General features: G+C 46.1%; 9 protein-coding genes and 1 pseudogene. 8 read left to right on the forward strand and 2 right to left on the reverse strand.

The genetic code is table 11. From position 1 onward, the window contains the following. The first annotated feature begins 12 nt into the window (after positions 1-12). The 8 genes and pseudogenes from ppk2 to BST85_RS12125 all read left to right on the forward strand — a co-directional run bounded on the left by ppk2 (position 13) and on the right by BST85_RS12125 (position 12,170). The gene (gene ppk2 / locus BST85_RS12090) at positions 13-822 is read left to right on the forward strand and encodes a polyphosphate kinase 2 (RefSeq protein ID WP_104813493.1); all 810 of its coding nucleotides are present in this window, start codon (positions 13-15) and stop codon (positions 820-822) included. Between the two features lie 98 nt (positions 823-920). Continuing rightward, positions 921-4,021: pseudogene (locus tag BST85_RS12095) on the forward strand (WD40/YVTN/BNR-like repeat-containing protein). A gap of 6 nt (positions 4,022-4,027) precedes the next feature. Next, entirely contained in the window at positions 4,028-4,570 is a 543-nt protein-coding gene (locus tag BST85_RS12100; RefSeq protein WP_104813494.1) for a CopD family protein, read from the forward strand. A 48-nt stretch (positions 4,571-4,618) separates the two neighbouring features. Continuing rightward, positions 4,619-6,079, forward strand: coding sequence for a sensor histidine kinase (locus BST85_RS12105; RefSeq protein WP_104813495.1), 1,461 nt, complete (start codon positions 4,619-4,621; stop codon positions 6,077-6,079). A gap of 39 nt (positions 6,080-6,118) precedes the next feature. After that, positions 6,119-6,901, forward strand: a complete 783-nt coding sequence (locus BST85_RS12110) for an enoyl-CoA hydratase/isomerase family protein (protein ID WP_104813496.1) — start codon at positions 6,119-6,121, stop codon at positions 6,899-6,901. A gap of 70 nt (positions 6,902-6,971) precedes the next feature. Next, on the forward strand, positions 6,972-8,039 hold the full coding sequence (locus BST85_RS12115; RefSeq protein ID WP_104813497.1) for a PA0069 family radical SAM protein: 1,068 nt from the start codon (positions 6,972-6,974) through the stop codon (positions 8,037-8,039). Between the two features lie 105 nt (positions 8,040-8,144). Next, positions 8,145-10,157, forward strand: coding sequence for a carboxypeptidase-like regulatory domain-containing protein (locus BST85_RS12120; RefSeq protein ID WP_104813498.1), 2,013 nt, complete (start codon positions 8,145-8,147; stop codon positions 10,155-10,157). Between the two features lie 3 nt (positions 10,158-10,160). After that, positions 10,161-12,170: a carboxypeptidase-like regulatory domain-containing protein gene (locus BST85_RS12125; RefSeq protein ID WP_104813499.1), complete on the forward strand. Its 2,010-nt coding sequence runs from the start codon at positions 10,161-10,163 to the stop codon at positions 12,168-12,170. Here BST85_RS12125 and BST85_RS12130 read toward each other — a convergent pair. Beyond that, the gene (locus BST85_RS12130; protein ID WP_104813500.1) at positions 12,163-12,828 is read right to left on the reverse strand and encodes an HD domain-containing protein; all 666 of its coding nucleotides are present in this window, start codon (positions 12,826-12,828) and stop codon (positions 12,163-12,165) included. The two genes, BST85_RS12125 and BST85_RS12130, sit on opposite strands and share 8 nt — an antisense overlap. Beyond that, entirely contained in the window at positions 12,825-13,574 is a 750-nt protein-coding gene (locus BST85_RS12135) for a lysophospholipid acyltransferase family protein (protein ID WP_104813501.1), read from the reverse strand. The genes BST85_RS12130 and BST85_RS12135 overlap by 4 nt, the downstream gene beginning before the upstream one ends. Positions 13,575-13,601: the final 27 nt, after the last annotated feature.

A 13,601-nucleotide genomic window follows, 5' to 3' on the forward strand; every position in this document is an offset into this window, starting at 1 on the left:
AATTGGATAGATATGCTCACCATCGAAGATTTTAAAAAAGCTGGAGATAGCGAAGAATTCTTTCAAATCTTGCAAGAGAAAGAGCCTCCAGAGCGGGTAGATAAGATCCTTCAAAAAGTTCAGTACGAGGAGGATCTGATAAAACTACAGGCAGAGTTGGTCAACTTGCAACAGTGGGTGGAGAAGAAAAAAATGCGGGTTGCTGTCATATTTGAAGGTCGCGACGCTGCGGGTAAAGGAGGGGCAATACGTCGTTTTACTCAACATCTCAACCCGCGGAGTATGCGCGTTGTAGCGCTGAACAAGCCCACTGAAGTTGAGCGTGGGCAATGGTATTTCCGGCGATACATCAAGCAACTTCCCAATCCGGGTGAGATCGTATTCTTTGATCGTAGTTGGTATAACCGGGCCGTGGTGGAGCCAGTAAACGGTTTTTGTTCGGAAAAAGAGTACGACACCTTCATGAACCAGGTTATTTACTTCGAACGCATGATCATTGAGTCCGGCATCCGTTTGATCAAGTTGTACTTCTCCATTTCCAAAGAAGAACAGGCAGCTCGGTTTGAAGAGATCATACACAGTCCCGTAAAACGATGGAAGTATTCGAAGGTAGATCAGAATGCACTCGGGCTTTGGGATGAGTATACGCGTTATAAGGAGCGTATGTTTGAGCACACCAATACCCTGCAAGCTCCTTGGTTAATTATCCAGGCCAATCGGAAAACAAAAGCAAGGGTGGAGGCCATGGAGCATATTCTGAACTTGATTCCCTACAAGCCAAAGGATAAGGAAGTACTTGCCCATCAGGAGATCGAATATTAAGATTTCATCGCCGTTTTTCGTCTATTTCTAACCGCCTGGGAGGCCCTTCCTTTGGCTAGATTTGCCTATATTTAGACGATTAATTCAATTCCAACAACATGATTGATTTTCTGTGGAAGCGCCGATGGTGCTTCTCCCTTTTCGCGCTTATTTTGACAGTTGGTTCAGCCATCGGACAAACTGGAGATGAAAAATATTACGAGGCTTTGGAATACCGGGAACTTGGTCCTTTTCGCGGTGGCCGAAGTGCTGCCGTGACGGGTGTGCCCAACAAGCCTAATTTATTCTACTTCGGGGCAACCGGTGGTGGTGTCTGGAGAACCCAGGACGGGGCCGTAACTGGAAAAATATTTCTGACGGCTTCTTTGGTGGATCGATCGGATCTATCGAAGTTGCCAAAGACGATCCTAATGTGATCTATGTGGGTGGTGGAGAGACTACCGTACGTGGAAATGTTTCTTCAGGATATGGAGTTTGGAAATCTGTGGATGCCGGAAAGACCTGGCAGGAGAGCGGATTGAAGAATAGCCGTCACATACCGCGAATGGCCATACATCCAACGGATCACAACACCGTTTATGCCGCTGTTTTGGGGAATATATATAAACCTACCCCAGACAGGGGAGTGTATAAAACTACCGATGGAGGAAAGACCTGGAACAAGATTCTATTTGTCAATGAAGATGCCGGTGCCGTCGATCTGAGACTGGACCCCAACAATCCGCGTATCCTATACGCTGCAACTTGGAATGTGAGAAGGACACCATACAGTCTGAGTAGTGGTGGAGAAGGTTCGGCCTTGTGGAAAAGTACAGACAGCGGGGAAACCTGGACCGAGATCTCCAAGAATAAAGGATTTCCAATGGACACCCTGGGAATTATTGGGGTTACGGTTTCTCCTGTGAACTCCGAACGTGTATGGGCCATTGTAGAGAACAAAGATAAAGGTGGTGTCTATCGCAGTGAGAATGGAGGTGAGACCTGGAGTTTGATTAACAGTGAGAGAAAACTAAGACAACGAGCCTGGTACTACACCCGAATCTATGCTGACCCTCAGGATGCAGAGGTGGTTTACGTGATGAATGTCCGCTACCACAAGAGTACAGACGGAGGGAAGACCTATTCTACCTACAATGCACCCCACGGTGATCATCACGATCTGTGGATTGCACCGGAAGATCCCAAGCGGATGGTCATTGGTGACGATGGCGGAGCCCAGGTCAGTTATGACGGGGGTGAGACCTGGAGTACCTATCACAACCAGCCAACGGCCCAGTTTTACAGGGTAACTACAGACAATTCCTTCCCGTACAGGATTTATGTGGCCCAACAGGATAATTCTACCCTCAGAATCCCGCACCGAACAGAAGGGTTTTCCATTGAGGAGGACGACTGGGAGCCAACAGCAGGAGGTGAGTCTGCTCATATTGCTGTAGACCCTAAGAACAACGATATAGTCTATGGAGGTAGTTATGACGGTTTCCTAACGCGCTACAATCATGGGAATCAATCCGTGAGAAGTGTCAGCGTATGGCCGGACAATCCAATGGGACATGGAGCAGAGGATATGAAGTACCGCTTCCAGTGGAACTTCCCGATCTTTTTCTCTCCTCATGACCCAAACAAGATCTACACAGCTTCTAACCATTTGCACGTCTCTACCAACGAAGGGGAGAGTTGGTCGGTTATCAGTCCTGATCTGACCAGAAATGATCCTTCAAAATTAGGTTCTTCAGGTGGGCCCATCACCCAGGACAATACATCCGTAGAGTACTATTGTACCATCTTTGCGGCTGCCGAGTCTTCGGTAACTCCTGGTCTCTTGTGGGTTGGAAGTGATGATGGCCTGGTCAATGTCTCCAGGGATGGAGGGGCTACCTGGACTGATGTCACGCCCAAAGGAATACCGGAATGGATGATGATAAACAGTGTGGAGCCCTCCCGCTACGATGCAGGAACCTGTTATATAGCAGGAACCAAATACAAAACCGGAGATTTCGCTCCATACCTGTATAAGACTACGGACTACGGACAGTCCTGGACCAAGATCACTAAAGGGATTCCATCTGAACATTTTACCCGTGTTATCCGGGAAGATGATAGTCGCAAAGGCTTACTATACGCGGGAACAGAGACCGGGATGTATATCTCTTTTGACGATGGCGCCAATTGGAAATCCTTCCAACTCAATCTACCCATCGTACCAATCACAGACCTGGCTGTCAAGGACAATAACCTGATAGTTGCCACACAAGGCCGTAGTCTTTGGATGATTGACGATCTGACCTTGCTGCACCAACTGGCGGATGCCAACGGCAAGCAGAACTACCTGTTTAAGCCTAAGGCCACCTACAGAATGGGTGGAGGCGGAAGGAAAGGTTCGCTCACATCGGGGACCAATCACCCAGCTGGTGTGATCACCTATTTCTACGTAGAAGATCCAAAGGACAAAGAGATTAGCCTAAGTTTCCTCAGTGCCGGTAACGATACCATAAAGAGCTACTCGACCAAAAGCAAAGAGAATAAACTCACCGTTAAACCCGGTGCTAACATGTTCTCCTGGAATACTCGTGGAGAAGGAGCCGAGCGCTTAAAAGGCATGATCCTGTGGTGGGCCAGTACCAATGCGCCAAAGGCAGTACCTGGTAATTACAAGGTGGTGCTGCAGGTCGATAACGAAGTGCTCTCCAAGACTTTCGAGATCGTTCCCAAGCCAACCAGCGAGGTAAGCGTGGCGGACATGCAGCGGCAATTTGATTACATAACCGATGTCAATGGCACTGTGGACAGAGCGCATAAGTCTATCAAGAAGATCAGGAAGATCAACGGACAACTCAGCGCCTTCCAAAAGCAGTATAAAGGGAACGAACAGGTTAAACCGTTGCTGGATAAAGCAAAGGACCTGAGCGAGCAATTTGGTGAGATAGAAAAGGCCCTCTATCAAACCAAGAATAGAAGCGGGCAGGATCCATTGAATTTCCCCATCAAATTGACCAACAAGTTGGCTCACCTCAATGCCTTGGTCGGCATGGATGATTTCCCGCCTACGGTGCAGGATATCGAAGTGAAGAACGAGCTAACTGCCCAGATCATGAAAGAGTTAGAGAAATTTGACAACCTGGTTTCCAGTGAGATCTCTGCCTTTAACTCGGAGTTCAATAACTTGAATCTGAATTATCTCTTCATCGAAGAGGAATAGATCTCTATGGAGTATAATTATATAAAAGCCCTGCATCTGATCTTCGTTATTACCTGGTTTGCGGGGCTTTTCTATATTGTCCGCCTGTTTGTTTACCAGATAGAATCGGCGGCCAAACCTTCGCCAGAAAGGGAAATTTTGGGAGAGCAGTTGAAGTTGATGGCCAGAAGATTGTGGTACATCATTACCTGGCCGTCCATGATACTTGCAACAGGTTTTGCCATTTGGCTAATGGTACTCAGGCCCTTCTATATTTCGGATGCCTGGATGCAGGTGAAATTGGGGTTTGTGGTGCTGTTGATCATCTATCACATCAAGTGTCACCACTATTTCCTGCAATTACAACGGGATGAGGTAAAACACAGTTCCAACTATATGCGCCTTTTTAATGAAGGGGCGACCATCATCCTTTTTGCCGTGGTCTTTTTGGTGATCTTGAAAAATGCGGTCAATTGGATCTACGGAACCCTGGGGATTATACTATTCTCTGTACTGATCATGTTGGGATACCGGTTTTATAAACGGATACGGGAAGGAAAGTCAAGTTAGCGCTATGCTTTGGTGTAATTATTGTGGAAGCACGAAAAACTGTCCAACATGCGTGTAGTAAAATCATTGCGATTCAGGATATTCATGGCCATGCTTATGCTGGTGGTACTTGCATCTATTCTGATTGCTTTGGTAACGGTCTATCAATATCGGGAGGAAGCATACGACTATCACAGGGAAAGGCTGCAACGAAAAGAGGCAAGTATTCGGGACAACATCAACTATGTGCTCAAGAATACGACCTATCCTGTGGAAACCGATCAAATACCGCTGATTTTTCGCACCAAGATCTTCGAGATCAAGGACATTCACAATCTCGAACTTTACTTCTACGACCTGGATGGTGGCTTGCTCAAATCCTCCCGTGCATCTTTACTGCGTGATACCACTCATGATCAGATTCCCGAATATGCCCTGCAGGCACTGAGAATTTCTGCAGACAAGCATTTTGTGGAAGAGTTCGAAGAAGAAGGAGTTAAATATCAGTCCTCTTATTCCTATATCACCGATTCCCAGTTCAAACCCCTGGCTATTCTCAATCTACCTTATATCGCAGACGACGATTTCATCAATAAGGAACTTCGAGAGAACCTCACGCGCCTGGCCATAGCCTATGCCTTCATGCTTTTGATCGCTATTGCCCTGGCCTATTTCCTTTCTAAGTATATCACCCGATCGCTAAACCAGGTGAGTGAACGCATCAACCAAACCCGTCTGGATAAGCGCAACGAGAAGATCGAATTGGAGGACAATACCACAAACGAATTAACCAGTCTGGTTAAGGCTTATAACTCCATGATAGACGAATTGGAGCAAAGTGCAGCCCAATTGGCAACTAGCGAGAGGGAGGCCGCCTGGAGGGAAATGGCCAAACAGGTGGCTCACGAGATCAAAAACCCATTGACTCCGATGCGCCTGACCGTTCAAAGTTTTCAGCGCAAGTTCAATGCTGAAGATCCGGATGTAGATAAGAAAGTAGCCGAGTATTCAAATACACTTATCCAGCAGATCGATACCATGAGCTCTATTGCCTCTGCCTTCTCCACCTATGCGGAGATGCCGGCCCAGCAAGATGAGCACCTCAATGTGGTCAATATTACCCGTCTGGCATTGGAGATATTTAACGAACCTTACATTTATTTTGAGAGTGAAGAGGAGGAGATGATCGTCAAGTTTGACCGGACTCAACTGATCCGGGTGATCACCAATCTGGTTAAGAATTCCATACAGGCCATTCATCAACGCAACCCAGACAACCCCCATATTGATGTTGAGATCAGTTCCGCACCGGGTAGTGTGCTGATTACTGTTTCTGATAACGGTACCGGCATCGCGGATCAGAATAGGGAACTGGTCTTTGAACCTAAATTCACTACCAAGACCAGTGGTATGGGGTTGGGGCTGGCGATGGTAAAGAAGATTGTGGAGACCTACAGGGGAACCATCGATTTTGAATCGGCAGAACATCTGGGAACAACCTTCCGCGTGACCATTCCTAAACAAAGCTAGATTCGTAACTTAGTCGGACCTATTAACAACCTACAAACCATGGAATACAACAATCTGCTCACCGATTTTGAGGACGGGATCACTACCATTACTATCAATCGTCCCAAGAAATTGAACGCACTTAACAAGGAGACCATTCAGGAATTACATGACGCTTTTAAGGAAGCAGATGAAGATTCCGCAACCCGTGTGATTGTGATTACAGGAAGTGGTGATAAAGCCTTTGTCGCCGGTGCGGACATCAGCGAATTCGCTGACTATTCTGTTGCTCAGGGCGCTGATCTTGCTTCTCAAGGCCAGGCACTTCTATTTGACTTTGTGGCGCACCTCTCCACTCCGGTAATTGCCGCCATTAACGGCTTTGCTCTTGGGGGAGGCTTAGAGTTGGCCATGGCAGCTCACATACGTGTAGCTAGTGAAAATGCCAAAATGGGTCTTCCAGAGGTATCCCTGGGAGTCATTCCTGGTTATGGAGGGACCCAACGCCTTCCGCAATTAGTGGGTAAGGGTAGAGCCATGGAAATGATCATGACTGCCGGTATGATCACTGCAGACCAGGCTCTTGATTTTGGCCTGGTGAATCATGTGACCACATCGGACGAACTTTTTCTATGGATCGATAAGTTGGCTAAACGCATCAAACAGAACTCTCCAGCAGCTATCGGCTCGGCTATCGAAGCTGTAAATGCCGGATTTGAAGATGGAGAAAATGGCTTTGACGCAGAGATCACCCTCTTTGGAAAATGTTTTGGAACAGCCGATTTTCAAGAAGGTACCCAGGCTTTTCTCAACAAAAGAAAACCAGACTTCAAAGGAAATTAGGAAATATTCCTAATAGTATTGGAAATATTCCTAAATTGAATTAATTTGGAAGTCTATCCACTTCCAAGTAATGTCAACTCCTATCAGGGGCCGGGGTGCCCAAAAAAAGCAGCACAATAGCTTCGATCAGTTTCGTCACGAGGTTCAGGACGATTTCCTTCAATACTGCGAATTGGAGGGAGAAGAGGCAGACAATAACCTAACTAATTACCAGGAAGTATTCCCCAAAAGCTTTGTAAATAAGATCAATAGTCCGGATGTCCCCATGGAGTATTCGGCCAATCCCTACCAGGGGTGTGAACATGGTTGTGTGTATTGCTATGCCAGGAATTCCCATGAATATTGGGGATACGGAGCGGGTGTGGACTTTGAGCGAAACATACTGGTAAAGCCTAATGCGCCTAAGCTTTTAGAGAAGACCATCAGGGCAAAGTCCTGGGAAGGAAATACCATTGTGCTTTCCGGCAATACGGACTGTTATCAACCAATAGAACGGAAACTAGAGATAACCAGGAAATGCCTCGAGGTATTTTCCCGGTGGAAACACCCGGTAGGAATAATTACCAAGAATGCCTTGGTTTTACGGGATATCGATTTGCTGGCTCCTTTGGCCGAGATCAATGCGGCCGCTGTCCATATATCCATTCCAACCCTGGACGAGAAGAGCAGGAGGTTGATGGAACCTCGAACCTCCAGTATCAAAAACCGGTTAAAAGCAGTTGAAACACTCTCTAAGGCTGGAATTCCAGTTAATGTGATGATGGCACCCATTATTCCCGCTTTAAACAGCCATGAGATCCTGCCCTTGGCCAAAGCTGCTTCAGATGCTGGGGCTTTGACCTTGATCCACACCCTGGTCAGACTGAACGGTAAGATCGCTGATGTTTTTACGGATTGGTTAGAGAAGACCCTACCGGATAAATCGGAGAGGATACTTCATTTAATTGCCAGCTGTCACGATGGGAAGTTGACCGACAGTGAATTTGGAAGACGAATGAGCGGCTCTGGAGCGCTCGCTGCACAGATCGCTCAAACGGTAAAGTTAGCTCGCAGGAAATATTTTGGTGAAAGCCGATTCCCGAAATTGGACAACAGTCATTTCCTCACACTTAAAAACCCGCAGACCAGTCTATTTTAAACCTTCTGGCACAATTATTGTCAAAACTTTAAGAGTAAATTAATATCGGTGATACCGTATAACTTACTCTTTGATTGTAATTTAGATCAACCAAATTGTTTGAAAATGAAATCTTTTACTTCCATTCTATTATTTTTTTGCACCCTGATTGCGAGTTCTCAAACCATAGTAACCCTGGACGGTTTACTATTGGACAGAGAAACTAAAGAACCCATCCGATTTGCCAATGTGAGCATATTGGAAAAGAATGTTGGGACAGTCTCCCTGGACGACGGGACCTTCAAATTACAATACAACAAGAATAAGGTCGGAGACCTGTCCGTTATGCAGGTATCTGCCCTAGGTTACCAGACGCGTCAGATCACCTTAACACAACTTTATCGCCTTTTTCAAAAGACCAATGTGCTGATGTTGGACACCAATTTGGCTGGCGTTGCCAGGGCCACAGTTGGAGATCCAGTTGGAGTATCAGATACTCGACTGTCCGGTAAAGTATTTAGCGATAGCGGACCTCTTCAAGGGGCCACTGTTAAGATTAAAGGCACTTATAGGGAGGCCATTACTGACGTAGATGGAATCTATCGGATAGAGGCCCAGCCTGGGGATGTCTTACAGGTAGCCCAGCTCGGTATGATACCCACCGAAGTACCAGTTAGTGGCGCAGGCCCAGTGGATGTAGAATTGAAAGTAGATGGACAGCTGCTAGAAGAGGTGTATGTTAAAGGAGAGGTTAAAAAGGACCCTTATAATACTGAATTTGAAACAGCTTATGGTAAGCGAGAGTTTAATAAACTCGGATTTTCAATCGGCCAGATCACATCAGAAGATATCAACGACGGATATACCAATTTTGATCAGCTCCTATACAGACTCAATGGATTGCAATCCAGCCGTGGTCCAGATGGGGAATTGGTTTACTTTTTCCAGCGAAGTGTTGGATCTTCCGTCAGTCAGAATTCCTTGCCAATCTTTGTGGTCGATAACATCATCTATCAACAACAAGAAGGACAAAGTCTGCCCGCGATCGATGTCCAAAATATCGAGAGTGTAACTGCATTACCCGGAATAGCCGCTTCTGTTAAGTACGGTGGTTTGGGAAGTGCCGGTGCTATAATCGTAAAGACCAAAGTGCAGGCTTATGGGGAGACCGGGGGTGAGATCTCCAGAAAAAACTCGGCCCTTGTTATTGGAAATAACTACAGTGAGCAGCTTCCCTTCTACGATAATGATGATCTTTTACCAGCCTATCTTGGCCAACTAAACAAGGCTTCTTCTTTCGAGGATGCTAAACGCATCTACCTCTCTCAAGGTAGTTTTGCCGACTCCTATGGTATACCATATTATATGGATGTGGCAGATTACTTCCAGAAATGGGATCGGAACTATGCTGCAAGTATTGCTATGAAATTAGCGGAATTGGGTCCTACCAATGTTCGTGTTTTGAAATCACTTGCGTTTAAGTTAGAAGAGTTAGGTCAGTTGGAAGATGCAAAGAGTGTTTACCAGCGTATCGCTCTGGTTCAACCAGAGGCAGCCCAGTCTTACCGAGACCTGGCTTATATCTACAAAGAAACAGGCGAGTTGAACAAGGCTTTTGGCCTGTACAAACAGATCTTGGCCAACGATACAGAAGGAATAGATTTCAGTGGAGTTCAAAAGCCAGCTGAAAACGAACTGAGGCAAATGCTCAAAAATCACAAAGCCCAGGTGGATTTCGCCTCTGTTTCTAATGATCTGTTAGATGTTCGCTTCAAACAAGATGTGCGCGTTGTGCTGGAATGGAATGATCCAGCTCTGGAGTTCGAGGTTCAGTTTGTGAACCCTCAGCGTAAGTTCTTCAGTTGGAAACACGATATGTTCGACAATGCGGATCGCATGTTCGAAGAGGTGCAGCAAGGCTATTTCATGGAAGAGTTCATCATAGATGATGATGTACAGGGGAATTGGCTGGTGAACATCCGCAACACCGGTCTCAACAATGGAGATGGAAAAAATCCGATCTTCTTGAAATACACATTCTACAAGGACTATGGATTGCCTACCGAAACCAAAGAGGTCAAGACCATAAACCTGTCTACCTATACTCAGAAAGTTAGTTTGGATACATTTTTAAACTAGTCTATGCGAATTTCCGGACCTTACTTAGGACTAGTTGTCATTATGCTATTCAGCGTTTTGGGTGTGAACGCCCAGTACATAGTAACGCTGGATGCAGAAGTTCGCAACCAACAATCTTCCGAGCCGGTTGTATTTGCCAATGTTCGGATTTTGGATAAGCAAATTGGCACCATCACGGGCAGAGATGGGAGCTTCTTACTTCGTTTTGATGATGAACAGGTCCACGACATGGAAGTGCTCGAGATCTCGGCATTGGGTTATCAGACCAGACAGATCACCCTGAAGCAGGTTTATCGTCTATTGGAACGTCAGAAATCATTGGAATTACAGCCCTTGGACGAAGCTGCGAGTTCGACCGAGTTCCTGGATAATCAAGGAAATTATCAATGGGGTCGGGTATTAATGTTCAAAGAGCCTTTGCAAGGGGCTAAAATAAGTATACCCGGTACCTATCAGGAGGTCTATTCCAATAGTGACGGTTTATTTAAAATTCCAATAGTGGACGAAAACACCCTGAATATTGAATTTCTCGGTGCAAAAACAGCTTCGGCCCAGGTTAATACTACAGACACCCTTAATGTCGCTCTGAAACCAGAAGGAGAACGCCTGGATGAGGTTGTTCTAAGCGGTCAGGGCAAGGATCCCTATGGTCGTACTCCAGAGCAGAAAAAGCGATTTAACTCGGCAGGTTTTGCAGTTTCCCAGCTTACAGCTGCCCAGATTCCAGATTGGATGACTACCATGGACCAGGTCATGTCCAGGGTTCCTAACCTCTGGTGGGAGAGAGGTCCGGATGGGATTATTCGTTACTTCATGCCGCGAAGTGCTGGTATGGAAGTTGGTGGTGGTGGACTTCCGATCATCGTAATAGACGATATGATCTATCCCCAAAACCTAGGGGCTGTAATTCCGGAAATACCGGTCTCCGAGATCGATCTGGTCAGTGTGATGCCACGTGTTATGGCAGTGATTCGATATGGTCCTCAGGGAGGCTCCGGAGCCATTGTCATAGAAACTAAGCAAAACAGGATAGTTTTGGATGGAAATAACGCTATTGAAGAGCGATCCGGTCTTATCCAAGGCAACGATTTTGAAGAAGAGTTGACCTCAATCGGTGATATCAGCACTGAGCTCTCCTTTGTTAAAGAATTGGAAGCGGCGACCAGCTTCGAACAGGCCAAAGAGATTCATCTCAGACAGGTTGAGAGCGCCGATAAGTGGGGGATTGGATTTTATACCCGATCTGCTGCTTATTTCTCAAAGTGGGACAAGAATTATTCGCTGGAGCTTTTGATGAAGATCGCTTCTGTTGCCCCGACCAATGTCAAGGCCTTAAGAACCTTGGCCTATCATTTAGATCAGTACGACGCCAAGAACAGGGCTCGTTCGGTCTATCAAAGGATCATGATGTTGAGCCCTGGAGACGCTCAGTCTTATCGCGATTTGGCTAATATCTATGTGGAGACCGGAGAAGTTGTGAAAGGCTTTGAGCTGTACAAACTAATCCTGGCCAATGAGACCGAAGGAGTCGATTTCAGTGGATTGACTGAATCTGCAGAAATGGAACTGCGCAGGATCGTAAAACATCACAAAGGGCGCGTCGATTATATGACGGTATCTAATGATCTCTTGGATCATTCCTTTAAGAAAGATGTCCGTATTGTTTTCCAATGGAACGACCCATCTGCCGAATTTGAGGTCCAGTTTGTTAATCCTCAAAACAAGTACTACAACTGGAACCACGATATGTTCGCCATGCAGGACCGTATGACAGAAGAGGCCTCCACCGGAGCCATGATGGAGGAGTTCGTGATAGACGATGCGAATTCGGGAAATTGGCAGATCAATGTACGTTCCATGCAGGATGATAAAGGGGTCTCTGAACGCAACCCAATTACCCTTAAGTACACGCTCTACAGGAATTATGGGAAGCCTGACGAAACGCAGTACAGTGGTGCGATCGATTTGAGCTTACTCAAACAGAAGGTTGCTTTGGATCAGTTTCTCAATTAGGGCTGCCAAAGTTCCATTCCGCATAGAATTCATCGAGAAATTCGGCCATGAATTTATGGCGCTTGTTGGCAATTTTTCTTGCAGTGTCCGTATTCATACGATCTTTCAACAACAGAAGCTTCTCGTAGAAGTGATTAATGGTCGGTGCCTGTGAATTTTTGTACTCCTCCCTGCTTTGTCCTGGTTTTGGCGGAATGTTAGGATCGTAAATAGCTCTATTCTTAAACCCGCCGTAATTGAAGGTTCTGGCAATACCGATTGCTCCAAGCGCATCCAAACGGTCGGCATCCTGCACCACTTGAAATTCCAGTGAACGGTTAGGTCGGTCATGGTGACCGCCTTTAAATGAGATCTCCTTGACGATCTCGATCACAGATTGAACAACAGCAGAATCCAACTCGAAATCTGTCAACCAATTTGCCGCCATTTTGGGTCCGATGGTCTCGTCTCCGCCGTGAAATTTTGAATCAGCAATATCGTGAAGCAAGGCACCTAAACTAACCGTTAACAGATCGGCACCAGTTTTCTGAGCCAAGTAGCAAGCCATCCAATATACACGCTGGGTATGATACCAGTCGTGACCGCCTTCAGCATTTTCCAGCACCTTTTTTACAAAGTCTCCGGTCTGACTGACCAGCTTTTTTTCCTTTGGGCTCATTGATCCTGATAAATGTGTTTCACAATTAGATTCTCTACTCGTTCGATCAATTCACCCTCATTTTCTGAACTAACAGGAATGAGCGGATGGAATTCAAATCTCAATGTACTTCCTACGGGAATTGGAAAAGCCCCGTTGCGTTGTAGTTTCCAAGAATTACTTATGCTTACCGGCAAAATCATGGCTTCTGGTGCTTCTTGGAACAGGACTTTCAGTCCTTTTCGCTTGAATGGTTTAGGTTTTCCATCGCGGCTGCGGGTTCCCTCCGGGAAGATGACCACGGAACGCTTATGATCATGGATATATCGCCCCATTTTGTGGATCTCGGCCGTGGCCTGTTGGGGATTCTTTCTGTCGATCAGGACAGAACCACCGTATTTAAGGTTATAGGAGATGGTCGGGATTCCTTTCCCCAATTCGATCTTGGAAATGAATTTGGGATGGATCTTCCGCAGGAACCAAATAAGGGGTGGGATGTCCCACATGCTTTGATGGTTGGCAACGATGATCACCGGAACATTTTTCGGAAGCTCTTCATGCCATTTCATGGTATAGGTAGTGCCCAAAACATGAAGGCAACGAAGAATGAGTAGGTTAAAGATGTCTACACTCCACTTGTGCGTACTGTATCCGAAAACATTGAGGCAGATCCGCTGGATAGGATCAAATATGAGTAGGAGCAAGCCAAAAAGCAAGTAAAAGATGGCCGTTAGCGGATAGCTGAGCAGATGGGAGAACGATTTCATCTGCCTAAAAGTAAAAAACCGTTTGGC

Source organism: Aureitalea marina, assembly GCF_002943755.1.
GTDB classification, from domain to species: domain Bacteria; phylum Bacteroidota; class Bacteroidia; order Flavobacteriales; family Flavobacteriaceae; genus Aureitalea; species Aureitalea marina.

Bases quoted from the DNA above. Each gene is read 5' to 3' on its own strand.
- BST85_RS12120 (WP_104813498.1), top strand. From the start codon at position 8,145: ATGAAATCTTTTACTTCCATTCTATTATTTTTTTGCACCCTGATTGCG.
- BST85_RS12100 (WP_104813494.1), top strand. From the start codon at position 4,028: ATGGAGTATAATTATATAAAAGCCCTGCATCTGATCTTCGTTATTACC.
- BST85_RS12125 (WP_104813499.1), top strand. From the start codon at position 10,161: ATGCGAATTTCCGGACCTTACTTAGGACTAGTTGTCATTATGCTATTC.
- BST85_RS12135 (WP_104813501.1), bottom strand. From the start codon at position 13,574: ATGAAATCGTTCTCCCATCTGCTCAGCTATCCGCTAACGGCCATCTTT.
- BST85_RS12115 (WP_104813497.1), top strand. From the start codon at position 6,972: ATGTCAACTCCTATCAGGGGCCGGGGTGCCCAAAAAAAGCAGCACAAT.
- BST85_RS12105 (WP_104813495.1), top strand. From the start codon at position 4,619: ATGCGTGTAGTAAAATCATTGCGATTCAGGATATTCATGGCCATGCTT.
- ppk2 (WP_104813493.1), top strand. From the start codon at position 13: ATGCTCACCATCGAAGATTTTAAAAAAGCTGGAGATAGCGAAGAATTC.
- BST85_RS12110 (WP_104813496.1), top strand. From the start codon at position 6,119: ATGGAATACAACAATCTGCTCACCGATTTTGAGGACGGGATCACTACC.
- BST85_RS12130 (WP_104813500.1), bottom strand. From the start codon at position 12,828: ATGAGCCCAAAGGAAAAAAAGCTGGTCAGTCAGACCGGAGACTTTGTA.